The organism is Pseudomonas sp. ME-P-057 (genome assembly GCF_030208975.1).
In the GTDB taxonomy this organism is placed as follows: domain Bacteria; phylum Pseudomonadota; class Gammaproteobacteria; order Pseudomonadales; family Pseudomonadaceae; genus Aquipseudomonas; species Aquipseudomonas lutea.
In genome coordinates this window covers 18,470-42,598 of the sequence record NZ_JARVSX010000010.1, presented here as the reverse complement: position 1 = coordinate 42,598, position 24,129 = coordinate 18,470, and the positions used below count along the sequence as shown (strand labels likewise).

Below are 24,129 nucleotides of genomic sequence, written 5' to 3'. Positions count from 1 at the left end.
TTTGCCCCCGCTGCCAAATCCGTAGGAGCCGGCTTGCTGGCGAATGCTGTCTTGACTTCACATTGATGAAGACTGGACGAACCCCTTCGCGAGCAAGCTCACTCCCACAGCCCTCCAGAACATCACCCATGTTCCTTTAGAGCGCGCTACCGCTGGAGTGAGCTCACTCCCACAGTATTCCGGTACTGCACCCATGATTCTTCAGCGTACACAGCCACCTGTGGGAGTGAGCTTGCTCACGAATGCGCCGGATCAGTTTCGCTCCTGGCGGCTGAGCAACGCTCACCGCGCTCTTGCTCGGTGTGACTAAAGCACCACCGCCGGTGCCTTTTCGCACAAGGTATTGAGCGCCCTGGCCCAGTTCGGGTCATCGTTCAGGCACGGGATCAATACGAGTTCCTCGCCCCCTGCTTCCTTGAACTGCTCTGCGCCGCGATCGCCAATTTCCTCAAGCGTCTCGATGCAGTCCGCGACAAAGGCAGGGCACATGACCAGCAGCTTCTTCACGCCTTGCGCGGCTAACTCGGCCAGGTGCGGCTCGGTGTAGGGTTCGATCCACTTGGCCCGTCCAAGACGCGACTGAAACGACACCGACCACTTGCCATCGGGAATCCCCATCAGCTTGGCGAACTCAGCGGATGAGCGCATGCACTGCGCACGGTAGCAGACGGCCAAGACTTCGGGCGACGCAGTCTGGCAGCAGTTGCCGCTTTTAAAGCAGTGGTTGCCAGTGGGATCGAGCTTGGTGATATGACGCTCGGGGAGGCCGTGAAAGCTCAACAGCAAGTGGTCGTAATCCTGCTGCAAATGAGGACGCACGCTCTCCACAAGGGCGTCCAGGTATTCCTGCTGATTGAAAAACGGCTTCAGCAGCGAGAAGTCGAAACTCAGCTTCTTCTCACGGACTACGCGTTTGGCTTCCTCGATAACAGTGGTCACCGTGCTGTCAGCGAACTGCGGATAAAGCGGTGCCAACGTCACCTTCTTGATGCCTTGAGCGGCCAGACGGGTAAGCACCGTTTCAATTGAAGGCTGGCCGTAGCGCATCGCCAGTTCGACCGGGCCATGTTTCCACTCCTTGACCATCGCCTGCTGAAGCCGCTTGCTCAGCACCACCAGCGGCGAACCCTCGTCCCACCAGATCGATGCATAGGCATGTGCCGACTGCTCCGGGCGCTTGATTAGAATCAGCGAGACGATCAGGCGACGCACTGGCCACGGCACGTCAATAACATAAGGATCCATCAGAAACTGATTGAGGTAACGGCGTACGTCGGCCACCGATGTAGATGCCGGTGAACCCAGGTTAACCAGCAGTAATGCGTGATCGGTCATGCAACACCTTGATGTCAGTGGCGGCCCAGAAGGTTTTCCAGTGCCGCGCGCAGATCAGTGAATCGGAAAGTGAAACCCGCTTCCTGCAAGCGGTCTGGCCGGGCGCGCTGACCACCCAGCAGCAGGATCGATAACTCGCCAAGCAACAAGCGGAGCGCCACGGCCGGCATCGGCATGAACGCCGGGCGGTGCAGCACTGACGCGAGGGTTTTGGCGAGATCGCGATTCCGGGCCGGTGCTGGCGCGCAAGCATTATAGGGACCTCTGGCGTCATCCCGTTTCATCAGAAAATCAATCAGGGCGATTTGATCTTCAATATGAATCCAGGGCATCCATTGACGTCCGTTTCCAATCGGTCCGCCCATGCCCAGCTTGAATGGCGGTAACAGACGTTGCAGCATCCCGCCTTCGTTGGCCAGCACCAGCCCGGTGCGCACAAGCACCACGCGGACGCCCAACGCTTCGGCCCGTTGAGCGGTTTCTTCCCAGGCAATGCACAGCCGGCTGGCGAAATCTTCGCTGACCGGTGGAGAGCTTTCGTCGAGCTCCCGCTCACCGCCGTCGCCGTACCAGCCCACTGCTGACCCGGAGATGAAGACGTCGGGCTTCTGTTCGCGACGCTCAAGCCACGTCACCAGTTGCTCGGTCAGCGTTATGCGGCTGTCCCACAGCAATACTTTGCGCTTGCGCGTCCACGGGCGGTCGGCAATCGGCGCGCCGGCCAGGTTTATCACGGCATCGACGTGCTGGCTGCCGACGTCGTCCGGGTGGGCGATGCCACGAACCTCGGTGCCACACAAACGCGGCACGTCGCCGGGCGTGCGACTGAGGACCGTCAGCTGATGGCCTTGAGCGAGCCAGTGCTTACACAAACGACGTCCTATCAAGCCTGTACCGCCGGTCAGCAAGATGTGCATGACTGAGTTCCTTACGTGGCGTTCATCGCAATTGCGGAGTCTATTTCTTCACAAGCCATGAGCTCGTGGTCGGAATCATCACTCAACTTTAGGTCACGTTTCAGTGATTCACTTTGCCGCTGTCCACTAGGACAGCATGAGCATGCGGTTGAGCGATGAGAGCGAAGTATTAGATTGTCAGCGAGCCAATGGCCGCTTCAGCCCTGCGTGCGCTGGGCAACAACTTATACCGAAAAACGGCATTGTACAGCTTTTGCCTGAGGCGTAGTCTGTGCAGACAAGGTAACGAGGCCCCTATGACTGTCCCTATCGCAATCATCGGAACCGGCATCGCCGGACTCTCCGCCGCCCAGGCGCTCCAGGCTGCCGGGCACAGCGTTCACCTGTTCGACAAGAGCCGCGGAAGCGGTGGCCGGATGTCCAGCAAACGCAGCGATGCCGGCGCGCTGGACATGGGCGCACAATACTTCACCGCACGAGATCGCCGCTTCGCCTCTGCCGTGCAGCAGTGGCAGGCCGACGGCCACGTTGCAGAATGGAACCCCCAGCTCTACAACTTCCACGGCGGTAAACTCAGCCTCTCGCCCGATGAGCAGGTGCGCTGGGTGGGCACGCCGCGCATGAGCGCAATCACCAGGGCGATGCTCGGCGATTTGCCGGTGACTTTTTCCTGCCGAATTACCGAAGTTTTCCGTGGCGAACAGCACTGGAATTTGCTGGACGCCGACGGCTGCAGCCATGGCCCCTTCAGCCAGGTCGTCATCGCCATTCCCGCCCCCCAGGCCACCACACTGCTGGCTGACGCCCCGAAGCTGGCAAGCGTCGTCGCAGGCGTAAAAATGGAACCGACCTGGGCGGTTGCCCTCGCGTTCGACGCACCGCTGGATACGGCCCTTGAAGGCTGCTTCGTGCAGGACAGCCCCATCGACTGGCTGGCGCGCAATCGCAGCAAACCCGGACGCGACAGCACAATGGACACCTGGGTCCTGCATGCCACCAGCGCCTGGAGCCGCCAGCACCTGGACATGCCCAAGGAAGACGTGATCGATCAGCTGCACGGCGCGTTCGCCGAACTGATCAACTGCGCCATCCCGGCTCCCGCATTTACCCTGGCCCACCGCTGGCTTTATGCGAGGCCGGCGGGTGGCCGCGAAGTGGGCGCGCTGTCCGACCCCGACCTCGGGCTCTACGTGTGCGGCGACTGGTGCTTGTCGGGCCGTGTCGAAGGTGCGTGGCTGAGCGGGCAGGAGGCGGCGCGGCGCTTGCTGGAGCACCTCGAATGAACCGTCTCAACCCGCGTAAATTGCTGCTGTCCAAGTGGACAGCAGCAGCCCCTCAAAACCGTGAAAAGCACTTCCTTGTGACCGAGCTGTTCTGTGACGAAGAAGGCACGGTGCTGGAAATCGAACTGCAAGCCGTCATGACCAAGCGCAGCCAAAAGCTCGCGTGGCAGGTTTTGCAAAACGATCAGAGCTGGCAGATGGGCTGGAGATAACACGGCCGAGAGAGGGAACGGCCAAGCAGAACGGGTAGTGCCTGGAACAGTCGGCTTGTGATGTTCCCGCGCCCAACCGGAGCAACCTGTCGTGTCAACCGGAAATCTTGTACAAACTGTTTGACTTGTAGAGCTACGAACCTATGATGAGCCAATGTTGTACAGAGCAATGATCCTGTACAAGAAATCCATCGAGGGGTTGTCATGTCTGCTGTACTCGAGCAATCAGTCGCGCAAGTCGCCAAACCCAAGCTGGGCGTCAGTGCCTGCCTGATGGGCGTGGAAGTCAGGTTTAATGGCGGCCACAAGGAATCGCACCTGCTCACCCGTGCCCTCAACGAGTATTTCGATTTCGTTCCGGCTTGCCCGGAGGTTGCCATCGGCATGGGCATTCCTCGCGAAGCCATCCGTTTAGTGGGTGACCCGGAGCATCCGCAGGCGGTTGGCAGCGTTCACCCCGCGATGAACGTGACGCAGCAATTGGCCGACTATGGCGAGCACATGGCCGGCGAAATGGATGACATCTGCGGCTATATCTTCATGCAGAAGTCACCATCGTGCGGGCTGGAGCGCGTCAAGGTGTATCGCGACAACGGCGTACCCTTCGAAACCGGCGGACGCGGTATCTATGCTCAAGCATTCTGCGCACGTCACCCAGATCTGCCGGTCGAGGAAGACGGCCGCCTCAACGACCCGGTTTTGCGCGAAAACTTTATCACTCGGGTGTTTGCCTACGCAGCCTGGCAGACCCTCATGAAAAGCGGCATCACTCGCCGTGCACTGACTGATTTTCACGCACGCTACAAATACCAGTTGATGGCCAACGACCCCATCCAGTACAAGTCGCTCGGAAATCTGTTGGGAACCATGGGGCGTAATGACCCAGCCGAAGTCGCACCGCGCTATTTCAGCCAGCTGATGAGCGCGCTGAAAAAACCGGCCACACGTCGCACGCACACCAATGTGCTTCAGCACCTGTGCGGCTACCTGCGTCAGACGCTCAGTGCTTCCGACAAGAAAGAAATTCAGGGCCTCATCAATCAGTACCACCAAGGCATCGTGCCCTTGGTCGTGCCACTGACGCTGCTCAAACATCATTTTCGCCTACACCCCGATCCGTACATTGCGCTGCAGGTGTACCTGCAGCCGCATCCGGAAAACCTCAGTTTGCGCAACGCGATTTAACCATGACCACTACCGAGCAAGAACCGCCGGAAGGCGACCCGCAAGACTCCGCGAGCCCGTTTGAAAATGGCTGGCTACCCATTCGCGAAATCGCCCGCCTGACCGGTGTAAACGCTGTGACGCTTCGCGCCTGGGAGCGTCGTTATGGCCTTATCGTTCCGCACCGCACGCCCAAGGGGCATCGTCTTTACAGCAATGAGCACGTAGAGCGCGTGCTGACCATCCTGACCTGGCTGAACCGTGGCGTGTCCGTCAGTCAGGTCAGGCAACTGATCGACGATCACCAGGCGCCTGCACCGAGTGTTGAAAACGATTGGGACATTCTGCGCCAGACGCTGCATGAAGCCATCGCCGCACTGGCTGAGCGCCGCCTGGACGACACGCTGAACCGAGCGATGTCGTTGTACCCACCGCGCACGCTCTGCGAACAGCTGTTGATCCCTTTGTTGGCCTCTCTTGAACAACGCTGGCAAGGCCAGTTTGGCGCCCAGCTGGAACGAGTGTTCTTCTACTCCTGGCTGCGCAGCAAGTTCGGGGCGCGGCTGTACCACAACAACCGTCAGGTCAGCGGCGCACCGTTGCTGCTGATCAATCAGTCTGACCTGCCGCTTGAGCCCCATTTGTGGCTGACCGCCTGGTTGATCAGCAGCGCCGATTGCCCGGTCGAAGTCTTCGACTGGCCGCTGCCTACAGGCGAACTGGCTCTGGCCTGCGAATACCTCAAGCCGCGCGCCGTGCTGCTGTATTCCAGCAAATCACTCAACGTCGGGCAGCTGCCTCGCCTGCTGCACAACATTGAGTGCCCGAAGCTGATCGTCGGGCCGGCGGTACGCATCCATTCGACGGACCTGTCCGCAGCAGAGCGTGAGGTCACTGGTCTGACGCTCGCCGAAGACTCTTTGACCGCGCAGTTGGCGTTGCAGCGGCTGGGGCTCATCTAAGGAATGACCATGCAATTGATATGGCTGCGCAGCGACCTGCGCGTGCACGACAACACTGCGCTGAGCTCTGCCATGGAGCAGGGCCCAACCATCGCCGTGTACATGATCAGCCCCGGCCAGTGGTTAAGCCATGACGATGCCGCATGCAAAGTTGATTTCTGGCTGCGCAACCTTAGCCACCTGAGCAAGGCACTGGAGGCGCTCAATGTGCCGCTGCTCATCGTCCACGCGGAAACATGGGCTCAGGCGCCCAAGGCATTGCTTGATATCTGTCAGCAGCACGCCGTTGAAAACGTCCACGTAAACGACGAATACGGCTTCAATGAAGCCAAGCGTGACCGTGAAGCAGAGGACGCGCTTGATGCCGCCGGCATCCTGTTTAGCCGCCACCTCGACCAGTTGTTCTTCCAGCCCGGCAGCGTGCTGACCAAAAGCGGTGGCTATTTCAAGGTCTTCACCCAGTTTCGCAGGGTTTGTTACGCCCGCTTGCACTACTCGATGCCCGCGTTGGTTGCGTTGCCCAAGGCTCAAGGGAAGCTTGCAATCAAAAGCGACGTCATCCCCGACACGGTCAAGGGTTTCCCAGAGCCTAGCGACACGCTGCGCTCACTCTGGCCGGCAGGCGAAGACGAGGCACGCGAGCGGTTGAATACGTTCACCGATGAGCAGGTTCATTACTACGATCAAGAACGCGATTTCCCCGCCAAACCCGGCACCAGCCGGCTGTCCGCCTACCTGGCTGCCGGGGTGATTTCGCCACGCCAGTGCCTGCATGCAGCGCTGCGCAGCAACAATGGCGAGTTCGAAACCGGCAACTCGGGGTCGGTGACCTGGATAAACGAGCTGCTCTGGCGGGAGTTCTACAAGCACGTGCTGGTCGGCTTTCCGAGGGTGTCCCGTCACCGCGCCTTCCGCCCCGAAACGGAAGCGCTCCAGTGGCGCCACTCCCCAACGGATCTGCAAGCCTGGCAGGAAGGCCGAACCGGGCTCCCGATTGTCGATGCGGCCATTCGCCAGATGCTGGAAACCGGCTGGATGCATAACCGGCTGCGGATGATCACAGCGATGTTCCTGACCAAGAATTTGCTGATCGACTGGCGCGAGGGTGAGCGGTTTTTCATGCAGCATTTGATCGACGGTGATCTGGCTTCCAACAACGGGGGCTGGCAATGGAGCTCATCGACCGGGACCGACGCCTCGCCCTACTTCCGGATATTCAACCCGCAGAGCCAATCGGAACGATTTGATCCTGAAGGTGTGTTCATCAAGAAGTGGGTTCCGGAACTGGCTGAACTGAACAAGCGCGATATCCACAATCCCGCTGCGCTGAAAGGGCTCTTCGGGGTCAAGGAGTATCCAGCGCCCATCGTTGACCTTAAAGCCAGCCGCGAGCGCGCGTTGCAAGCGTTCAAATCGCTGCCCCAGCGTCAGCCTGAGACACAGGAGGCCGGCTGAGTTCCAATGAGCGCCCTCGTGCTGCACCGTGCTTTCCGTCAGGCTGTTGAAAAAGCCCAGCATGAGGTGCCTGTCGTGGCGTCGGTCAATCGGGTTCGCCGTGCGCCGCGCGGTGATCTAGACTGCCGACCATGACGACTGTTATCCCTTCGCTCCAACTCCCCACCGAACCTGAGATCACGTGTTCTACCTGTGCAGCGTGTTGCTGTCAGCTGGAGGTCATGTTGATCACGGACACAGGTGTGCCCGAGCGCTTTATCGACACCGATGACTGGGGCGGCGAGGTCATGTTGCGCCTGGACGATGGCTGGTGCGCGGCGCTGGATCGCGACACGATGATGTGCACGATCTACGACCGCAGGCCGTTGATTTGTAGGGAATTCGAAATGGGTGCGCCGGAGTGCATTGCCGAGCGGGAGGGAATTGCGACGGCGTATCTGTGATCTTTGCAGCAGTTGCGGAGGGAGATCAGCGCTGCGATGGCTGGAGTTCAGACACATTCCAGGCTAAAGCCGGTCCTGCTCAACGATTGCTGCAGCAGGACCGGCTTCAGCCGGGAGGAACCGCGTGACGCGTTGCAATTGCGGCTAAACCGTCACTGCAATAAAACAGGGTGTTATCAGAACGGCATCGTGTAGTGGATAGCGTAACTCTCGATACCGTCGTTGTTGGTGGTCATGCCGCCATTGGAGTAGTGAGTGGCACGCAGGCCCACTTCATGACCACCCGCGAAGCGCAGACCGAAACCGATGCGGTCTTCAAACTGGAACGCGCTGCCCAGCTTGTTGCCTTCAACTTCGGTGCGCTGGAATACAGCGGCGCCGATGCCGGCTTCGATGTAAGGCTTGACGCTCTCACCCGAGAACTCATAAACAAATACTGGTGAAAACGACAGGCTGTTGTTGCTGGAGTTCTTGTCGCCTTCCCAATAGGTGTAGGCGCCGCTCCAGTAACCGGTCAAACGGCCGACACCGGTCTGCCACCAGCTCTTGTCCCAGTCGAACTGCGCACCCAGGCGGTACGTCATTGTCGACTCGCCCGTCTGCCCTACGGAAAACTCCACCCCATCAGCTTGGGCAATTGCGCTTTGCCCCAACAACGCAGCCGCAATCGCAGCCAAACAAAACAGTCGCTTCATCTGAAACATCCTATTTCAAAAGGATTAAAAATAATTTTGTATCGACAGAAGTGCTGTAGAAGCCGGAGGCTGATATTTAGTTCAGCCAAAAACGAAGCAATTCACGTTTTTTTCACGAAACGAAGCTTCGCACATTGTCGGAGTTGTTACAAAGCAAGCGTAGGACGTTTCTGAAATCTTCTGGATCGCCGGTCGTCCAGAACTGAGCGGTCCGAGGATGACCGCCCGCCAGCATGTCCCGCTCTCCCAAAAGCCGCTGCAATTGCCGGGCTACAGCAGCGCCGGTGTCGATGAGCGTGATCGAAGGCGCAATCATGTCGCGCAGCAATGGCTTCAGAAAGGGGTAGTGCGTACAGCCAAGAATGATGGTGTCGCATCCGGCGTCAAGCAGCGGCTGAACGTAGCCCCGCAGCAGTTGGCGAATGGCCGGGCTGACCAGGTCACCGGTTTCAATCAACTCAACCAGCCCCGGGCAGGGCTGCGTAATGACCTTCACGTCAGCGGCAAAGCGATCGAGCAACGCGGCAAATTTCGCGCTTTGCAGAGTGCCCGTGGTTGCCAATACACCGACGATACCGGTTCGCGTGGCTGCTGCGGCAGGTTTGACTGCAGGCTCCATGCCTACCAGCGGCCAATCGGGATAACGGGCGCGCAGGTCGGCAATGCCCGCCACTGTCGCGGTATTGCAGGCCACGACCAGCGCTTTGGCGTGTTGACGATGGAAGAATTCGGCAATCGTCGCGCAGCGCTCACGGATGAACTCGGGACTTTTTTCGCCATAAGGTATGTGGCCGCAGTCAGCCACGTAGAGCAGTGATTCACGCGGCAACAGTTGCTGTATCTCTGCCAGTACCGACAGCCCGCCGACGCCGGAATCAAACACCGCCACAGGCGCGTCGCTGTCTCGCCTCATGCTTCGTAGAAATCAGACGCGTCGCGGGTCAGATGCCGGGCACCGCATACGGCGCAGCCCGGGTCACGCTTGACCTTCAATTCACGGAAGCGAGTGCCCAGCGCGTCGATCAGCAAAAGGCGCCCGACCAGCGGATCGCCAAACCCGGCCAACAGTTTTAGCGCTTCAAGGGCCTGCAGGCTGCCAACCAGTCCGACCAGCGGCCCGATAACCCCGGCCTCGCTGCACGTCAGCTCGGTTTCGCTGCCATGTCCGTACAGACAGTGGTAGCAAGGACTGTCGGCCCGACGCGGATCGAACACCGACAACTGAGCTTCCAGTCGAATGGCAGCGCCGCTCACCAGCGGTTTGCCGGCATTGACGCAGGCCGCATTCACCGCTTCACGGGTCGAAAAGTTATCCGAACAATCCAGCACAAGATCGACCCGGGCAACGACCGCTGCCAGGGTGTCGGCATCAAGCGCCGTGCGATGGGGCACCAGCGTGACCTGCGGATTGATGGCGGTCAGTCGGGTCAACGCCGAATCAACCTTGCTCATGCCGACGCTTGAAGTGTCATGAATGATCTGACGCTGCAGGTTTGTCAGGTCGACGCTGTCGAAATCCGCCAGATGCATCTCGCCCACACCCGCCGCCGCCAGGTACAAGGCAACGGGCGAGCCCAGCCCGCCCAGGCCCACGATCAAGACGCTCGCTTGTTTGATCCGCAGCTGGCCTTCGATATCCACCTGCTGCAGCAGGATCTGCCGGCTATAGCGCAGCAGTTCCTCGTCAGTCAGCACGGCACGCGCCCGAAAGTAACGCGTTCATGGTCACCCAGATCGCGGCGGGTCTGGATCTGCTCGAAGCCATGTACGAGCAACAGTTCGCGCACTGCGGCGCCCTGATCATAGCCATGCTCCAGCAACAGCCAGCCACCCGCTTCAAGGTGCGCGGGCGCCTGGGACACAATCAGGCGCAGGTCATCCAGGCCATCGTCCCCGGAAACCAGCGCGCTGGAAGGCTCGAAACGCACATCACCCTCGACCAGATGCGGGTCGCTGGCGGCAATGTAAGGCGGGTTGCTGAGGATCAGGTCAAAACGTTGCCCCTCCACCGCACTGAACCAGTGGCTGTGCACAACCCGCGCGTTATCCAGATGCAAGCGTTGACGATTGCGTTCGGCAAGTTCTACAGCCTCTTCGACACGGTCAACAGCGGTAACGTCCCATTGCGGACGATCCTTGGCCAGTGACAGTGCGATCGCGCCGGTTCCGGTGCCCAGATCAAGCAACCGATGAGGGATTGCACCCGGCAAAAGCTCCAGCGCGGTCTCAACCAGCATCTCGGTTTCCGGCCGCGGAATAAGCGTATGGGGTGCAACTTCGAGGTCGATATTCCAGAACCCTTGCAGGCCCAGGATGTAAGCGACCGGCTCGCCCGTACGGCGGCGTTTCAGATAGCCGTCGAAGGCTTGAGCCGCTTCGGTGCTGACAATACGCTCGGGCCAGGTGTGCAGAAAGCTGCGAGGCTTGCCCAGGGCAGCGGCGAGCAACAGTTCGGCATCCAGACGCGCTGTCGGAGAGTCCGGCAACTCGGCGCTTCGTAACAAGCTGGCGATGATGGTCATTTAATCACCCAGTGCCGCAAGTTGATCTGCCTGATACTCGGCAAGTAACGGTTCTATCACTGCATCGACCCCACCGGCCATAACTTCATCAAGGGAGTAGAGGGTCAGGTTGACGCGGTGGTCGGTGACCCGCCCCTGTGGAAAATTGTAGGTGCGAATACGCTCGGAGCGGTCCCCGGAACCTACCAGCAATTTACGCTCGCTGGCGATGGCATTGGCCGCTGCAGCGGTCTGCTGGTCGTTGAGCTTGGCTGACAGCCAGGACATGGCCCGGGCACGGTTCTTGTGCTGGGAACGTTCTTCCTGGCACTCCACCACGATACCGGACGGCAAGTGGGTGATGCGGATGGCGGAGTCGGTCTTGTTGACGTGCTGGCCACCGGCGCCCGATGACCGATACGTATCGACACGCAGGTCGGCCGGGTTGATCTCGATGGTCTGCTGCTCATCAGGCTCGGGCAGGACGGCCACCGTGCACGCTGACGTGTGGATGCGCCCTTGGGATTCGGTCTCGGGCACCCGCTGCACACGGTGCGCACCCGACTCGAACTTGAGCTTGCCGTAGACGTTTTCGCCCTCGACCCGCGCAATGACTTCCTTGTAGCCGCCATGCTCGCCTTCGTTCTCCGAAAGGATCTCGACCCGCCAGCCGCGTCGCTCGGCATAGCGCGAGTACATGCGGAAGAGGTCTCCGGAAAATATGGCCGCCTCATCGCCACCGGTGCCGGCGCGAATTTCCAGAAAGACGTTACGGCCATCGTTCGGGTCTTTAGGCAGCAACATTTTTTGCAGATCGGCTTCGAGCACCACTAACTGCTCTTTGGCTTCGCGCACTTCCTCGACTGCCATTTCACGCATGTCGGGGTCGCTGTCCTTGAGGAGCGCCTGCGCGCCCTCCAGATCGCTTTGCACTTTCTGCAGTTTGCGGTAGGCCTGGAACACCGGCTCGACTTCGGCGTACTCACGGGAGTACGCGCGAAATCTGGTCTGATCCGCGATGACTTCGCCATCACCGAGCAGCGCGGTCAATTCCTCGAAACGGTCGCTGAGCACGTCCAGCTTGTTAAGCAGTGAAGCTTTCATTGCGGGGATTTATCCGTGGAGCCCTCATTGAGGGCAAAGAGTTCCTGGGCCATGGCCAGCGCATCGACGCGGCCTTCGGCGGACAGCTTTTTGAGTTGCACGCTGGGAGCGTGCATCAACTTGTTGGTCAGGCCACGTGCAAGGGCCATCAATACATCCTCGGCATTGCTACCGTTGGCGAGCATGCGCTGGGCTTTTTGCAACTCTTCATCGCGCAGGCGCTCACTTTGCTGACGATAGGCCTTGAGCACATCGACTGCTGCCAGTTCACGCAGGCGGGACATGAAATCGTCTACGCCCACACTGACCAGTTCTTCCGCCGCCTGGGCAGCGCCCTGACGACTCTTGAGATTTTCAGCTACGACTTCGTGGAGGTCGTCCACGGTGTAGAGGTAAACGTCTTCAAGCTCACCCACTTCAGGCTCGATGTCGCGCGGGACGGCGATGTCGACCATGAATATAGGCTTGTGCTTGCGCAGCTTCAGCGCACTTTCAACGGCGCCCTTGCCCAGAATCGGCAATTGACTGGCCGTCGAGCTGATAACGATGTCGCTGTTCACCAGCTCCGCCGGGATGTCGGCGAGCAGCACTGCATGGGCGCCAAACTGTTCGGCCAGCGTATTGGCGCGCTCAAGGGTGCGGTTGGCGACGACGATGCGCTTGACCCCCAAGTCGTGCAAATGCCGGGCGACCAGCGTGATGGTTTCGCCCGCCCCGATCAGCAGTGCCTGGCTGCGCTGCAGGTCACTGAAGATTTGCTTGGCCAGGCTGACGGCCGCGAAAGCAACGGAGACCGGGTTTTCGCCAATGGCAGTGTCGGTCCTGACCTGCTTGGCAGCGCTGAAGGTAGCCTGAAACAGCCGACCCAGCAGCGGACCGACAGTGCCTGCCTCGCGTGCAACGGCGTAGGCGGACTTCATCTGGCCGAGAATCTGGGGTTCACCAAGCACCAGCGAGTCCAGCCCGGATGCCACGCGCATCATATGACGCACGGCGGCATCGTCTTCATGCACATAAGCGCTGGCACGCAGCTCGTCGACATTCAGGTGATGATAGTCCGCCAGCCATCGCAGAACGACGTCCGCAGTGAGATGGTCCTGCTCTATATAGAGTTCGCTGCGGTTGCAGGTGGAGAGAATGGCGGCTTCGCGGCTGCGGGTCAGTCGGCAAAGCTGCTGCAGCGCGTCGACCAGCTGCTCAGGGGTAAATGCCACGCGCTCGCGGACATCCACTGATGCAGTCTTATGGTTGATACCCAGAGCAAGAAAGGCCATTCAAGGTCGCTGATGGTGACGTGAAGCCGGCAATTGTCCTACTTCAATAGATTCAGGACAACCACCGCAATACATTCAGAACGTCCGCAACAGGCGATTGTCCCTATACAAGTGCGTATTACAGCGTCTGGCCTGCGACAAAATGTCCATGCGCAGGCTGTAGATTGAGCGTGTCCAGATTTCGCGCGGGCTGTGGGTTTGCTCCCGGCCTTGTGTCATGATGCTTCCAAACCGCAGGTAAGCCGCCCCTCTTCTCTATGAATAAATCCTCCGCGCTGTTCCTTGCCCTTGTCGCTCTGAGTGGCTGCCAGTCTACGGCCTCTGTTTCCACGGAGCCCTCCGCACCGGCTAAAGAAGCGCCGCCCGCACCTGAGCCAAAACCTCAGGTGTACGGCTCGTTTTCCCAGGAAACGGTCGTCAGCCTGCTGACCGCCGAGCTTGCCGGACAGCGCAACCGTTTCGACATCGCGCTGGACAATTACGTGACCCAGGCCATCCAGACTCAGGACCCGGGCATCTCGGAGCGTGCGTTTCGCATCGCCGAATACCTGGGCGCCGATCAGGCAGCGCTCGACACCTCTCTGATCTGGGCGAAGAACGACGCTGGCAATCTTGAGGCGCAGCGCGCGGCCGCTATCCAGTTGGCGCGAGCCGGGCGCTACGACGACTCCATGCGCTATATGGAGAAGGTGCTGCAGGGACAAGGCGACACGCACTTTGATTTCCTCGCACTCTCGGCGTCGGAAACCGACTCCAATACTCGCAAAGGGCTGATCACCAGCTTTGATCGGCTGTTGATGAAGTACCCGAAGAATGGCCAGTTGATATTCGGCAAGGCGCTCCTGCTGCAGCAGGAAGGCGACAGCGCCGCGTCACTCAAATTGCTTGAGGACAACCCGCCAGGTGAAGGCGAAGTGGCGCCGATTCTGCTGCGCGCTCGCCTGTTGCAAAGCATGAACCGTGGCAAGGAAGCGATCCCGCTGCTTGAAAAAAGCATCAAGAAGTACCCGGACGACAAGCGTCTGCGCCTGACCTATGCGCGCATGCTGGTCGAACAGAACCGCATGGAAGACGCCAAAGTGCAGTTTTCCAGCCTCGTTCAGCAGTATCCCGACGATGACGAGCTGCGCTATTCGCTGGCCCTTGTCTGCCTGGAAAACAAAGCCTGGGACGAAGCAGCGGGTTATCTCGAAGACTTGATCACGCGCGGCAGCCATGTCGATGCGGCCCACGTAAACCTTGGCCGCATCTACGAGGAACGCGATGATCCGCAGGCCGCGCTGAGCGAATACGCTCAAGTCGGCCCAGGCAACGATTTCCTGCCTGCACAATTGCGTCAGGCCGATATCCTGATGGGCAATGGCAACACCGCCGAGGCCTCCAGGCGACTGGCTCAGGCACGTGTCGATCAGCCCGACTACGCAATTCAGCTGTACCTCATCGAAGCCGAAACGCTCACCAACAACAATCAGGGCGAGCGCGGCTGGCAAGTGCTCAGTCAGGCGCTGAAGCAGTATCCCGACGACCTGAATCTGCTGTACACCCGGGCGATGCTGGCCGAGAAGCGCAACGATTTGAAGCAGATGGAAAGCGACCTGCGCGCCATTCTCAAGCGCGAGCCGGACAACGCCATGGCGCTGAACGCTCTGGGTTATACCCTTTCGGACCGCACCACGCGCTACGCTGAAGCCAAGGCATTGATTGAACATGCCCATCAGCTCAACCCGGAAGACCCTGCGGTACTCGACAGCCTCGGCTGGGTCAATTACCGACTGGGCAACCTCGATGAAGCCGAACGGCTGCTTCGACAGGCGCTCGAGCGCTTCCCCGACCACGAAGTGGCCGCGCATCTGGGCGAAGTTCTCTGGGCCAAGGGCGAACAGCGGGAAGCGCGCAAAATATGGGGCAAGGCCCTTGAACAACAACCTGACAGCCCGGTCCTGCGCAGCACCATCAAACGCCTGACCGGTGCCGAGACCCTCTGAATTTATGCAATTGCGCCACGTCATCGTTTTTAGTCTGATCGCCCTGCTCGCCGGTTGTGCCGGCATGTCCTCCCGTGAAGCCGTAAAAGGCCAGGGCGACGCCAACCAGTGGCGAGCCAACAAAGAACAGCTGAGCAGCCTTGATGGCTGGCAGATAAACGGCAAGGTCGGGATCCGCGCCCCCAAGGACTCCGGCAGCGGTACGCTGTTCTGGCTGCAACGCCAGGATTATTACGACATCCGCCTGTCCGGCCCGCTGGGTCGTGGCGCGGCACGGCTCACAGGCCGACCTGGCGCCGTATCCCTGGAAGTCGCGAATCAAGGTCGTTACGACGCACCAGACCCCGAAACCCTGCTCAAGGATCAGCTGGGCTGGAAGCTGCCCGTGTCCCACCTGGTCTGGTGGGTCCGAGGCCTGCCCGCGCCGGACAGCAAGAGCAGCCTGACGCTGGATGGGGACAGCCGTTTGTCGGCCCTGGAACAGGACGGCTGGCAAATCGAGTACCTGAGTTACACCCAGCAAAACGGTTTCTGGCTGCCCGAACGCATGAAGCTGCACGGGCAGGATCTCGAAGTGACGCTGGTGATTAAAGACTGGCAGCCTCGTAAACTGGGGCAATAAGCATGTCGCAAGCACGATTGACGCTGCCCGCGCCTGCCAAGCTGAACCTGATGCTGCATATCACCGGGCGGCGCGCGGACGGCTACCACGAGCTGCAGACGCTTTTCCAGTTCCTGGATTACGGTGACGAGCTCAGCTTCGCGCCACGTGAAGACGGCGAAATCCGCCTCCAGACAGAAGTTGCCAACGTTCCGCACGACAGCAATCTGATCGTGAAAGCTGCCCAGGCATTGAAAGCGCAGTCCGGCTGCCCGCTCGGCGTAGATATCTGGCTGAAAAAAATCCTGCCCATGGGTGGTGGCATTGGCGGCGGAAGCTCGGATGCTGCGACCACGCTTCTCGGGCTGAACCACCTCTGGGAACTCGGCTGGGATGAAGATCGCCTGGCAGCGCTCGGGCTCACGCTGGGGGCCGACGTGCCGGTTTTCGTACGCGGGCACGCCGCTTTTGCAGAGGGCATCGGCGAGCTTCTGACCCCTGTAGATCCCGAAGAACCGTGGTATCTGGTGCTTGTGCCGCAAGTATCTGTAAGTACAGCAGAAATTTTTTCAGATCCACTGTTGACACGTGACACTCCTCCCATTAAAGTGCGCCCCGTTCCCAAGGGAAACAGTCGAAACGACTGCTTACCGGTTGTAACGAGGCGATATCCAGATGTTGGTAACGCTTTGAATTTGCTAGGTAAATTTACCGAAGCAAAATTAACCGGAACTGGAAGTTGTGTGTTTGGGGCCTTCCCAAGCAAAGCTGAAGCTGATAAAGTCTCGGCCCTTCTTACAGAGACCCTTACAGGGTTTGTAGCAAAAGGCGCAAACATCTCGATGTTGCACCGAAAGTTACAGACACTGCTCTAAGAGAACCGAGTGCCAGGCACTCGTGCACCAGATACAGGGGCGTCGCCAAGCGGTAAGGCAGCAGGTTTTGATCCTGCCATGCGTTGGTTCGAATCCAGCCGCCCCTGCCATTTTCCTATAGTCATCCAGGCATACCCTAAGCCTCCAGGTACTGCGCGTGTCCAAGATGATGGTCTTTACGGGGAACGCCAACCCCGATCTGGCTCGGCGTGTCGTACGTCAGCTGCATATCCCTCTCGGTGACATCTCTGTTGGAAAGTTTTCCGACGGTGAGATTACCGCTGAAATCAATGAAAACGTTCGCGGTAAAGACGTCTTCATTATCCAGCCGACGTGCGCTCCGACCAACGATAACCTGATGGAACTGGTAGTGATGGCTGATGCCTTCCGCCGCTCCTCGGCCACTCGTATCACAGCTGTAATTCCCTACTTTGGTTATGCCCGTCAGGATCGCCGTCCGCGCTCCGCACGTGTGGCTATCAGCGCTAAAGTGGTTGCGGACATGCTCACCGTTGTCGGTATCGACCGGGTGCTGACTGTCGACCTGCACGCTGACCAGATTCAGGGTTTCTTCGATATCCCGGTAGATAACATCTACGGCTCCCCCGTTCTGGTGGATGACATCGAAGACCAACGCTTTGAAAACCTGATGATCGTTTCCCCGGATATCGGCGGCGTCGTGCGTGCACGTGCTGTTGCCAAATCCCTGGGCGTTGATCTGGGCATCATCGACAAACGCCGCGAGAAGGCCAACCACTCCGAGGTGATGCACATCATCGGTGACGTTGAAGGCCGTACCTGTATTCTCGTTGACGACATGGTCGATACCGCCGGCACCTTGTGCCATGCGGCCAAAGCCTTGAAAGAACACGGCGCTGCGAAGGTATTTGCCTATTGCACGCATCCTGTCCTCTCGGGCCGCGCGATTGAGAACATTGAAAATTCCGTGCTGGACGAACTGGTGGTAACAAATACCATCCCGTTGTCCGCTGCAGCACAGGCCTGTGATCGTATCCGTCAACTGGATATTGCACCGGTAGTCGCTGAAGCGATGCGTCGCATCAGCAATGAAGAATCGATCAGCGCGATGTTCCGTTAAGGGCCCTGCCCTGCCGAACCATCCGTTGACGAAAAGCGCCCCGCCCCGACACACAATGCCGGGGCGGGGCTTTTTTGCCCATACCGTGTCTGGCGCTGGTCGCAAACGCCGCTCGGTCATGGCTATTTTGGAGATACAAAATGACTGATTTTATTCTGAACGCCCAAGCGCGTACTGACCTGGGGAAAGGTGCGAGCCGCCGCCTGCGTCACGCGCAAAAAGTACCTGCCGTAATCTACGGTGGTAACGAAGAAGCCGTTTCGATCACCATCGAAGCCAAGGAAATCGCCAAGCTGTTCGAAAACGAAGCTGCTTACAGCCACGTTATCGAGCTGAACGTTGCCGGCGCCAAGCAGAACGTCATCGTTAAAGCGATGCAACGTCACCCTGCCAAGCAGTTCATCATGCACGCCGACTTCATCCGCGTTATCGCTGGCCAGAAGCTGACTGCAACCGTTCCAGTGCACTTCATCAACGAAGAAGCACCGGTCAAGAAAGGCGGCGAGATCTCGCACACTACCACTGAACTGGAAGTGACCTGCCTGCCAAAAGACCTGCCTGAGTTCATCGAAGTTGACCTGGGCGCTCTGGAAATCGGCGACAACGTTCACCTGTCCGACGTCAAGGCACCCAACGGTGTTGAATTCGTTGCACTGGCGCACGGCAAGGACCTGGACATCGCTAACGTCCACGCGCCTCGCATCGTCCAGGACGAAGAAGAAGGCACCGCAGAAGGCGAAGCAGAGTAATTATTACTCGCTAGCCGGTTGAACCCGTGATGATGCCTGCCATCATCACACTCGACCCAAGGAAGAGCCCCTGACGTGACCGCCATCCAACTGATCGTCGGCCTGGGAAATCCAGGCCCCGAATACGAACAGACCCGGCATAACGCAGGGGCTCTTTTCGTTGAGCGTATTGCCAGCGCCCAGCGCGTCAACCTGACCGCTGACCGCAAATATTTCGGCCTGACGGCTAAATTCAGTCATCAGGGCCATGACGTTCGTCTGCTGATTCCCACCACATACATGAACCGCAGCGGCCAGTCCGTCGCGGCTCTGGCGGGTTTCTTCCGGATTCCTCCGCAGGCCATTCTGGTGGCCCACGACGAACTCGACCTGCCTCCGGGCGTCGCCAAACTCAAACTGGGTGGCGGGCACGGCGGGCACAACGGGCTACGCGACATCATCGCGCAGCTCGGCAACCAGAACGGCTTCCATCGTCTGCGGCTTGGCATCGGCCACCCGGGCGACGCCAGTCTGGTGTCCAACTTCGTACTGGGTCGTGCGCCACGCGCCGAGCAGGAGAAACTGGACGCCAGCATCGACTTTGCCCTCGGCGTGCTGCCGGATGTACTCGCTGGCGACTTCGCCAAGGCGATGCGCGTCCTGCACAGCCAGAAGGCCTGACATCACTCGAGGGGAAACACCATGGGATTCAACTGCGGCATCGTCGGCCTGCCCAACGTCGGCAAGTCCACCCTGTTCAACGCCCTGACCAAATCCGGTATCGCGGCGGAGAACTTTCCCTTCTGCACCATCGAACCGAACACCGGCATCGTGCCGATGCCCGACCCGCGCCTGCAGGCCCTGGCCGACATCGTCAATCCCAAGCGCATCCTGCCGACCACCATGGAGTTCGTCGACATCGCCGGGCTGGTTGCCGGCGCATCCAAAGGTGAAGGGCTGGGCAACAAGTTCCTCGCCAACATCCGCGAGACCGACGCCATCGCTCACGTTGTGCGCTGCTTCGAAGACGAGAACGTGATCCACGTTTCCAACAGCGTCGACCCGAAACGCGACATCGAGATCATCGACCTGGAATTGATTTTCGCGGACCTCGACAGCTGCGAAAAGCAATTGCAGAAGGTCACGCGCAACGCCAAGGGCGGCGACAAGGATGCAGTGGTCCAGAAAGGCCTGCTTGAGCAACTCATCGCTCACTTCACGCTGGGCAAGCCTGCACGCAGCCTGATGAAGAGCATGAGTGCCGACGAGAAGGCCGTGATCAAGGGCTTCCACCTGCTGACCACCAAGCCCGTCATGTACATTGCCAACGTCGCCGAGGACGGTTTCGAGAACAATCCGCACCTGGACGTGGTACGTGCCATCGCCGAAGAAGAAGGCGCAATGCTGGTGCCGGTCTGCAACAAGATCGAAGCAGAGATCGCCGAGCTTGAAGACGGCGAAGAAAAGGACATGTTCCTGGAAGCTTTGGGTCTGGAAGAACCTGGCCTGAACCGCGTCATTCGTGCCGGCTACGAAATGCTCCATCTGCAGACCTACTTCACGGCCGGTGTCGAAGAAGTTCGCGCATGGACCGTCCGTGTCGGCGCCACCGCGCCACAGGCTGCCGGCGTGATCCACACCGACTTTGAAAAAGGCTTTATCCGTGCCGAGTGCGTCGCTTACAACGACTTCATCCAGTACAAGGGCGAAGCCGGTGCCAAGGAAGCGGGCAAATGGCGCCTTGAAGGCAAGGATTACATCGTCAAGGACGGCGACGTTCTGCACTTCCGCTTCAACGTCTAACGCGCTCGTGGACCTCCACGAAACTCGTTAAACAACAAAGCCCGCGCATCAGTCGATGATTCGCGGGCTTTGTGCTTTCAGCGGTTTGCCTCTGCCTGGGCGCCGATCTGCCTGTGTGTGGCTTAGAGAATCGCCTGGGCTGCGCGAAACAGCAAAACGACACCTTCGCGCTTAAGTGTTACATCGCTAAAGTGCGTGCGCAGATGCGCCTCGAACCCGGACTGCGTGTCATGATTGTTGCCGAAAATTCCCTTCTTGTTGTAAACCGCCATCAGCTTGCGTCCGAAGCCGTTGTGACCCGCGTCATCACCTAAAATCGTCGCGCCGAACACCACACCGCCCGCGGCAAGGTTGTGCTTGAGGTGAGCGAAAATGGCAGCTTTGGCGTCTAGCGGGCCAGGCAAGCAATGCAGCAGGTAGAACAGCGATATTGAGTCAAAGCGCTCACCATTCGGGATTGGCGCCATCACGTCATGCTGAAGGGTTCGTGTGTCTGGACGCCCAATCCTGCGTTTGGCCGCGGCAAGGCTGCTCGGGTTAAGGTCCATGAGGGTGATCTGCGTGCCTGGGCTCAGATTTGCCTTGGCCAGGTAATAGCCGGTCCCCACACCGATATCCAGATGATTCGCCCGCGTATTGGCGCGAAAGAACGGCAGCAGCACTTCATCCGTCGGGCAACGCCAGGCATACCGATTGGAGATACCCAGTACCCAGGCGTCGTACAACGCTAACGTCAGGGGCGAATAAACCGCCGCACCTGCGGCACTGCTGTCAGTCATGGAGAATCCCCTACGGCGACGGGTTATCAAAAGACGATGAAAAGGCGACGACTCTTATACGTCGCCAACCTTTCGTCTTTCAACACACATTGCATGCCGGCGCATGAAGAATTGCACGCCGTAGCGGCTCCTGGAATGCGCCTGGCCGGCTTAGCCGAGCTGGAACCTCGCCGTATTGTCGCTCAACGCCCGGCTTCCCTTGCTCAAGGTGTCAGCGGCTTGATTGACCGCTCGGGCGCCATCCAGCAACCGGCCTGCTGCCTGATCCACCTGCTGGATATTGCCGCTCACCTCGTCGGCCGTTGCTGCCTGTTCTTCCACAGCGGTGGCGATCTGAGCCAGCGTGTCGGTAACGATCTGCACCGCGCTGGCGATCTCCTCAAGCCGCTCGCCCAGACCGGTTACCGACTGCGCGTCACTGATGGCCTGTCCGCATGCCGCTTCCATCAGCGTGACCGCCTGGCTAACGGTGGTTCGCAGACTGTCCACGGTCCCCGCAATTTGCGCCGTCGATGCCTGGGTTCGTTGCGACAGGCTGCGCACTTCGTCTGCCACTACAGCGAATCCGCGGCCCTGCTCGCCTGCTCGCGCGGCCTCGATGGCCGCATTAAGCGCCAGCAGGTTGGTCTGCTCGGCAATGCCGCGAATGGTATCGACCACTGACTGGATTTGCTGACCCTGTTCGCTGACCTTGCCCAACGCATTAGCGGTATCGGTCAGCTTTTGATTCAACTGCTGGATGCTCGCGGTTGTGCGCTGGCTGTCGCGGCTGCTGTCTTCGGCGATCCTGCGTGTGGCCTGCGCGCTGCCCGACGCGGCTTCACAGCTGCGAGCGACACCCATGGACGTCGCGGCCAGTTCGGTGGCGGCTGCGGCGATCTGACTGATCTGCTGCTGCTGGTCTTCAACCTCGTTCAACGTACTGCCGGACTGAGCGTTGAGCGTCAGCACAGCGGAGCCCAACTGCTGGGTTTCATGATTCACACCCAACAAACTGGCGCGCAGCTGCACCACCGCAACATTGAGCGCGTTGCTAATGGCCGCGAGCTCATCGCGCCCCTCAACAGCGACCTCAACGCATAGATTACCGTCGCGCAGGGACTCAGCCAGGGTGGTAATGCCCTTGGCGCTGCGTTGAATCGAAGTTTGCAAACACATGAAGAGGTACAGAGCCGCCAGAGCAAGGATGCTGAAAATCGCAGCAATCGGCACGAACTGCTGGATGGCCTGGTCGTGGTAATAGTCGAGCCGGCTGTTAAGCGAAGAAAGCGACTGCTTGCGCAGGGCTGCCAGCCCTTCGCTGACGCTGTCGACGCTGCGCTCGAAGGCGGCGGGGTCAAGTTTGATGCTCCCGCCAAACACGCCGTCGTCGAGTACCTTCAACTCGGTATCAAGGCGCTGCAGACTGTCATCGTACTGCCGCGTCCAGACCTCCATTCCGGGGTAGGCCTTGGCTTTCAGCGAACCCACCGCTTTAACCAACTGGTCGCGGGCGTCGCCAATCCGGCTGCGCAGATCCCGCATCTGCAGACGGCTTTGCAGCGAGAATTGCCCTGAAGCGATCGAAGATTGCCCGATGCTCGCCATCCGCCCTACCCGTTCGACAAGGTCCGGCGCTTGTTGGGTGGCGATTTGCATCAACAGGTAGGTTTCGAGCCACGGGTCCAGAATCAAGCCGCTGTCCATGGCGATCTGCTCACGCAGGCTCTGCAGCGCGGTCAGGGCGGAGGTGAACCGGTCGTAACCGTCCGGCCACCAGCCCACAGCGCGCAGCGCTTGGGAATCCATTCCGTTGACCGAGGCCTGCAATGCCTGGTACCGCGTCATGATATCTGCCGTTGCGTTTTGCGCTTTGAGCTCCTCCCCCAAAGACGCCAGTGATCGAGTCAGTTCAGGGGTCGCTGCATCCAGCGCATTCATGGCCGCCTTCGCCGCAGGCGTAGGATCATGAAGAATATCGGCCGCTTTCCAGCGCGCCGCGCGGTTGCGTTGCGCTGTCAGTTGCACATCAAGGTCATCGAGTGCCGTGAGTTGCCTCACCCCGATCTGCTCTTGAGCGATTACCGACAACTTGCTGCGGTAGTCCTGACTGATCATCCACATGCTGCCTGCGAGCGGCAAAATAAACAGGAAGAAAAGCACCTGAAACTTGCGCGCAAAACCGAGGCGCCCGAGCAGTCGGATTCCTGGGGACAAAAGACTTTGCATAGCCGACTACTCCTCACCGACAAACTGCTGCTCGACGCGTCGTCACTGCAGCGCTGCCTTACATGCTCACAGGCGAAATGCCATGTCTCTGTTTCTAAACGTTAACCGCCGGTTTGACGCGAATGGCGGCTGAGCTGGACCCTGCGCAGTCCCAAACCCCCCGTATCTATAGCGGCCGCAATCCGACAGGCATAAGCAAGAACCGGACCGATAGCACTAAGCCACCAAACCGGGCGCGCGGGCGAAGACGGTGCAGCCTATGTGCTCGAATGTGGGGCGAAAACACACACAAGTCCGGCGACAAATGTCACCGGAGTGCAATTGGAGGGACTGAAGGCCGAGGTCAATGAGGACGCCGAGGCTAACCGGTTGATAGCCCGGGTAAATTTTTTTAGAGAGACGCTTGACACATCTTCGATCTGAGCGAATAATGCGCGCCACTTGGCTACATAGCTCAGTTGGTTAGAGCATAGCATTCATAATGCTGGGGTCCGGGGTTCAAGTCCCTGTGTAGCCACCAAGTACCTCAACAAAGCCCGCCTCGTGCGGGCTTTGTTGTTTCTGGCTGTTCGTCACTAAAGCCGAATCCCATATCGCCGATAGCCATGTACTGCATCTCGCAGTGCACGGAGGCTATATGAAGAAGATCGCTATCGCTGGACTGGTCGCTCTGCTCTCAATCGTTTCACTTACCGCATCGGCGTGT

Annotated in this window: 23 protein-coding genes and 2 tRNA genes; 15 read left to right on the top strand and 10 right to left on the bottom strand. The window is 59.3% G+C overall.

Features of this window, described 5'->3' with window-relative positions; genetic code table 11:
* Positions 1-306: 306 nt before the first annotated feature.
* Together hemH and QRN48_RS03900 are read right to left on the bottom strand one after the other, a co-directional pair.
* Positions 307-1,335 carry a ferrochelatase gene (hemH, locus tag QRN48_RS03905; protein ID WP_191945860.1) on the bottom strand — a complete coding sequence of 343 codons (1,029 nt, stop codon included), beginning with the start codon at positions 1,333-1,335 and terminating at the stop codon, positions 307-309.
* Between the two features lie 14 nt (positions 1,336-1,349).
* On the bottom strand, positions 1,350-2,252 hold the full coding sequence (locus QRN48_RS03900) for a TIGR01777 family oxidoreductase (RefSeq protein WP_285349009.1): 903 nt from the start codon (positions 2,250-2,252) through the stop codon (positions 1,350-1,352).
* Positions 2,253-2,548: 296 nt separating this feature from the next.
* Between QRN48_RS03900 and QRN48_RS03895 the strand changes: the two genes are divergently transcribed.
* The 6 genes from QRN48_RS03895 (at position 2,549) to QRN48_RS03870 (ending at position 7,771) form a co-directional block, all read left to right on the top strand.
* Positions 2,549-3,535, top strand: a complete 987-nt coding sequence (locus tag QRN48_RS03895) for an NAD(P)/FAD-dependent oxidoreductase (RefSeq protein WP_285349007.1) — start codon at positions 2,549-2,551, stop codon at positions 3,533-3,535.
* Positions 3,532-3,747 carry a TIGR02450 family Trp-rich protein gene (locus QRN48_RS03890; RefSeq protein ID WP_037018271.1) on the top strand — a complete coding sequence of 72 codons (216 nt, stop codon included), beginning with the start codon at positions 3,532-3,534 and terminating at the stop codon, positions 3,745-3,747. The genes QRN48_RS03895 and QRN48_RS03890 overlap by 4 nt, the downstream gene beginning before the upstream one ends.
* A 204-nt stretch (positions 3,748-3,951) precedes the next feature.
* Positions 3,952-4,932: a 2-thiouracil desulfurase family protein gene (locus QRN48_RS03885; RefSeq protein ID WP_191945863.1), complete on the top strand. Its 981-nt coding sequence runs from the start codon at positions 3,952-3,954 to the stop codon at positions 4,930-4,932.
* 2 nt (positions 4,933-4,934) lie between these two features.
* Entirely contained in the window at positions 4,935-5,873 is a 939-nt protein-coding gene (locus QRN48_RS03880) for a MerR family transcriptional regulator (protein WP_285349005.1), read from the top strand.
* Between the two features lie 9 nt (positions 5,874-5,882).
* Complete coding sequence (gene phrB, locus QRN48_RS03875; RefSeq protein WP_285349003.1) at positions 5,883-7,328, top strand: deoxyribodipyrimidine photo-lyase; 1,446 nt, start codon at positions 5,883-5,885, stop codon at positions 7,326-7,328.
* Positions 7,329-7,459: 131 nt separating this feature from the next.
* Entirely contained in the window at positions 7,460-7,771 is a 312-nt protein-coding gene (locus QRN48_RS03870) for a YkgJ family cysteine cluster protein (protein WP_037018261.1), read from the top strand.
* 176 nt (positions 7,772-7,947) lie between these two features.
* On the opposite strand, the gene QRN48_RS03865 is transcribed toward QRN48_RS03870, so the two are convergent.
* The 6 genes from QRN48_RS03865 to hemA form a co-directional block, all read right to left on the bottom strand.
* A complete protein-coding gene (locus QRN48_RS03865; protein ID WP_037018259.1) occupies positions 7,948-8,466 on the bottom strand; it encodes an acyloxyacyl hydrolase in 519 nt (172 codons plus the stop codon).
* Between the two features lie 112 nt (positions 8,467-8,578).
* Positions 8,579-9,379, bottom strand: a complete 801-nt coding sequence (gene murI, locus QRN48_RS03860) for a glutamate racemase (protein ID WP_191945866.1) — start codon at positions 9,377-9,379, stop codon at positions 8,579-8,581.
* Positions 9,376-10,161, bottom strand: a complete 786-nt coding sequence (locus QRN48_RS03855) for a molybdopterin-synthase adenylyltransferase MoeB (RefSeq protein ID WP_285349001.1) — start codon at positions 10,159-10,161, stop codon at positions 9,376-9,378. Before QRN48_RS03855 ends, murI begins: the two co-directional genes overlap by 4 nt.
* Positions 10,155-10,988: a peptide chain release factor N(5)-glutamine methyltransferase gene (prmC, locus tag QRN48_RS03850; protein WP_285349000.1), complete on the bottom strand. Its 834-nt coding sequence runs from the start codon at positions 10,986-10,988 to the stop codon at positions 10,155-10,157. The genes QRN48_RS03855 and prmC overlap by 7 nt, the downstream gene beginning before the upstream one ends.
* Positions 10,989-12,071 carry a peptide chain release factor 1 gene (gene prfA, locus QRN48_RS03845; RefSeq protein WP_037018250.1) on the bottom strand — a complete coding sequence of 361 codons (1,083 nt, stop codon included), beginning with the start codon at positions 12,069-12,071 and terminating at the stop codon, positions 10,989-10,991.
* Positions 12,068-13,345 (bottom strand): glutamyl-tRNA reductase, encoded by a 1,278-nt coding sequence (gene hemA / locus QRN48_RS03840; protein WP_285348998.1) that lies wholly within the window; start codon positions 13,343-13,345, stop codon positions 12,068-12,070. Before hemA ends, prfA begins: the two co-directional genes overlap by 4 nt.
* Before the next feature lie 257 nt (positions 13,346-13,602).
* Between hemA and QRN48_RS03835 the strand changes: the two genes are divergently transcribed.
* The 8 genes from QRN48_RS03835 (at position 13,603) to ychF (ending at position 20,436) form a co-directional block, all read left to right on the top strand.
* The gene (locus QRN48_RS03835) at positions 13,603-15,330 is read left to right on the top strand and encodes a tetratricopeptide repeat protein (protein WP_285348996.1); all 1,728 of its coding nucleotides are present in this window, start codon (positions 13,603-13,605) and stop codon (positions 15,328-15,330) included.
* A 4-nt stretch (positions 15,331-15,334) separates the two neighbouring features.
* Positions 15,335-15,952 carry a lipoprotein insertase outer membrane protein LolB gene (lolB, locus tag QRN48_RS03830; RefSeq protein WP_191945869.1) on the top strand — a complete coding sequence of 206 codons (618 nt, stop codon included), beginning with the start codon at positions 15,335-15,337 and terminating at the stop codon, positions 15,950-15,952.
* Between the two features lie 2 nt (positions 15,953-15,954).
* Positions 15,955-16,806, top strand: coding sequence for a 4-(cytidine 5'-diphospho)-2-C-methyl-D-erythritol kinase (gene ispE / locus QRN48_RS03825; RefSeq protein ID WP_285348994.1), 852 nt, complete (start codon positions 15,955-15,957; stop codon positions 16,804-16,806).
* 35 nt (positions 16,807-16,841) lie between these two features.
* A tRNA-Gln gene (locus tag QRN48_RS03820) sits at positions 16,842-16,916 on the top strand.
* Between the two features lie 47 nt (positions 16,917-16,963).
* Positions 16,964-17,905 carry a ribose-phosphate pyrophosphokinase gene (locus tag QRN48_RS03815; protein WP_037018241.1) on the top strand — a complete coding sequence of 314 codons (942 nt, stop codon included), beginning with the start codon at positions 16,964-16,966 and terminating at the stop codon, positions 17,903-17,905.
* 140 nt (positions 17,906-18,045) lie between these two features.
* Entirely contained in the window at positions 18,046-18,654 is a 609-nt protein-coding gene (locus QRN48_RS03810; protein ID WP_037018238.1) for a 50S ribosomal protein L25/general stress protein Ctc, read from the top strand.
* A 75-nt stretch (positions 18,655-18,729) separates the two neighbouring features.
* Positions 18,730-19,314 (top strand): aminoacyl-tRNA hydrolase, encoded by a 585-nt coding sequence (gene pth / locus QRN48_RS03805; RefSeq protein ID WP_037018235.1) that lies wholly within the window; start codon positions 18,730-18,732, stop codon positions 19,312-19,314.
* Positions 19,315-19,335: 21 nt separating this feature from the next.
* Positions 19,336-20,436, top strand: a complete 1,101-nt coding sequence (gene ychF, locus QRN48_RS03800; RefSeq protein ID WP_191945871.1) for a redox-regulated ATPase YchF — start codon at positions 19,336-19,338, stop codon at positions 20,434-20,436.
* Positions 20,437-20,558: 122 nt separating this feature from the next.
* Here ychF and QRN48_RS03795 read toward each other — a convergent pair whose 3' ends face one another.
* Together QRN48_RS03795 and QRN48_RS03790 are read right to left on the bottom strand one after the other, a co-directional pair.
* On the bottom strand, positions 20,559-21,215 hold the full coding sequence (locus QRN48_RS03795; RefSeq protein WP_191945872.1) for a class I SAM-dependent methyltransferase: 657 nt from the start codon (positions 21,213-21,215) through the stop codon (positions 20,559-20,561).
* A 150-nt stretch (positions 21,216-21,365) separates the two neighbouring features.
* A complete protein-coding gene (locus QRN48_RS03790) occupies positions 21,366-23,423 on the bottom strand; it encodes a methyl-accepting chemotaxis protein (protein ID WP_191945873.1) in 2,058 nt (685 codons plus the stop codon).
* A 443-nt stretch (positions 23,424-23,866) separates the two neighbouring features.
* Between QRN48_RS03790 and QRN48_RS03785 the strand changes: the two genes are divergently transcribed.
* Positions 23,867-23,943, top strand: a tRNA-Met gene (locus tag QRN48_RS03785).
* The last annotated feature ends 186 nt before the right edge of the window (positions 23,944-24,129 follow it).

Excerpts from the sequence above, each read along its gene's own strand:
- hemH (WP_191945860.1), bottom strand. The coding sequence starts at position 1,335 with ATGACCGATCACGCATTACTGCTGGTTAACCTGGGTTCACCGGCATCT.
- QRN48_RS03900 (WP_285349009.1), bottom strand. The coding sequence starts at position 2,252 with ATGCACATCTTGCTGACCGGCGGTACAGGCTTGATAGGACGTCGTTTG.
- QRN48_RS03895 (WP_285349007.1), top strand. The coding sequence starts at position 2,549 with ATGACTGTCCCTATCGCAATCATCGGAACCGGCATCGCCGGACTCTCC.
- QRN48_RS03890 (WP_037018271.1), top strand. The coding sequence starts at position 3,532 with ATGAACCGTCTCAACCCGCGTAAATTGCTGCTGTCCAAGTGGACAGCA.
- QRN48_RS03885 (WP_191945863.1), top strand. The coding sequence starts at position 3,952 with ATGTCTGCTGTACTCGAGCAATCAGTCGCGCAAGTCGCCAAACCCAAG.
- QRN48_RS03880 (WP_285349005.1), top strand. The coding sequence starts at position 4,935 with ATGACCACTACCGAGCAAGAACCGCCGGAAGGCGACCCGCAAGACTCC.
- phrB (WP_285349003.1), top strand. The coding sequence starts at position 5,883 with ATGCAATTGATATGGCTGCGCAGCGACCTGCGCGTGCACGACAACACT.
- QRN48_RS03870 (WP_037018261.1), top strand. The coding sequence starts at position 7,460 with ATGACGACTGTTATCCCTTCGCTCCAACTCCCCACCGAACCTGAGATC.
- QRN48_RS03865 (WP_037018259.1), bottom strand. The coding sequence starts at position 8,466 with ATGAAGCGACTGTTTTGTTTGGCTGCGATTGCGGCTGCGTTGTTGGGG.
- murI (WP_191945866.1), bottom strand. The coding sequence starts at position 9,379 with ATGAGGCGAGACAGCGACGCGCCTGTGGCGGTGTTTGATTCCGGCGTC.
- prmC (WP_285349000.1), bottom strand. The coding sequence starts at position 10,988 with ATGACCATCATCGCCAGCTTGTTACGAAGCGCCGAGTTGCCGGACTCT.
- prfA (WP_037018250.1), bottom strand. The coding sequence starts at position 12,071 with ATGAAAGCTTCACTGCTTAACAAGCTGGACGTGCTCAGCGACCGTTTC.
- hemA (WP_285348998.1), bottom strand. The coding sequence starts at position 13,345 with ATGGCCTTTCTTGCTCTGGGTATCAACCATAAGACTGCATCAGTGGAT.
- QRN48_RS03835 (WP_285348996.1), top strand. The coding sequence starts at position 13,603 with ATGAATAAATCCTCCGCGCTGTTCCTTGCCCTTGTCGCTCTGAGTGGC.
- lolB (WP_191945869.1), top strand. The coding sequence starts at position 15,335 with ATGCAATTGCGCCACGTCATCGTTTTTAGTCTGATCGCCCTGCTCGCC.
- ispE (WP_285348994.1), top strand. The coding sequence starts at position 15,955 with ATGTCGCAAGCACGATTGACGCTGCCCGCGCCTGCCAAGCTGAACCTG.
- QRN48_RS03810 (WP_037018238.1), top strand. The coding sequence starts at position 18,046 with ATGACTGATTTTATTCTGAACGCCCAAGCGCGTACTGACCTGGGGAAA.
- ychF (WP_191945871.1), top strand. The coding sequence starts at position 19,336 with ATGGGATTCAACTGCGGCATCGTCGGCCTGCCCAACGTCGGCAAGTCC.
- QRN48_RS03795 (WP_191945872.1), bottom strand. The coding sequence starts at position 21,215 with ATGACTGACAGCAGTGCCGCAGGTGCGGCGGTTTATTCGCCCCTGACG.
- QRN48_RS03790 (WP_191945873.1), bottom strand. The coding sequence starts at position 23,423 with ATGCAAAGTCTTTTGTCCCCAGGAATCCGACTGCTCGGGCGCCTCGGT.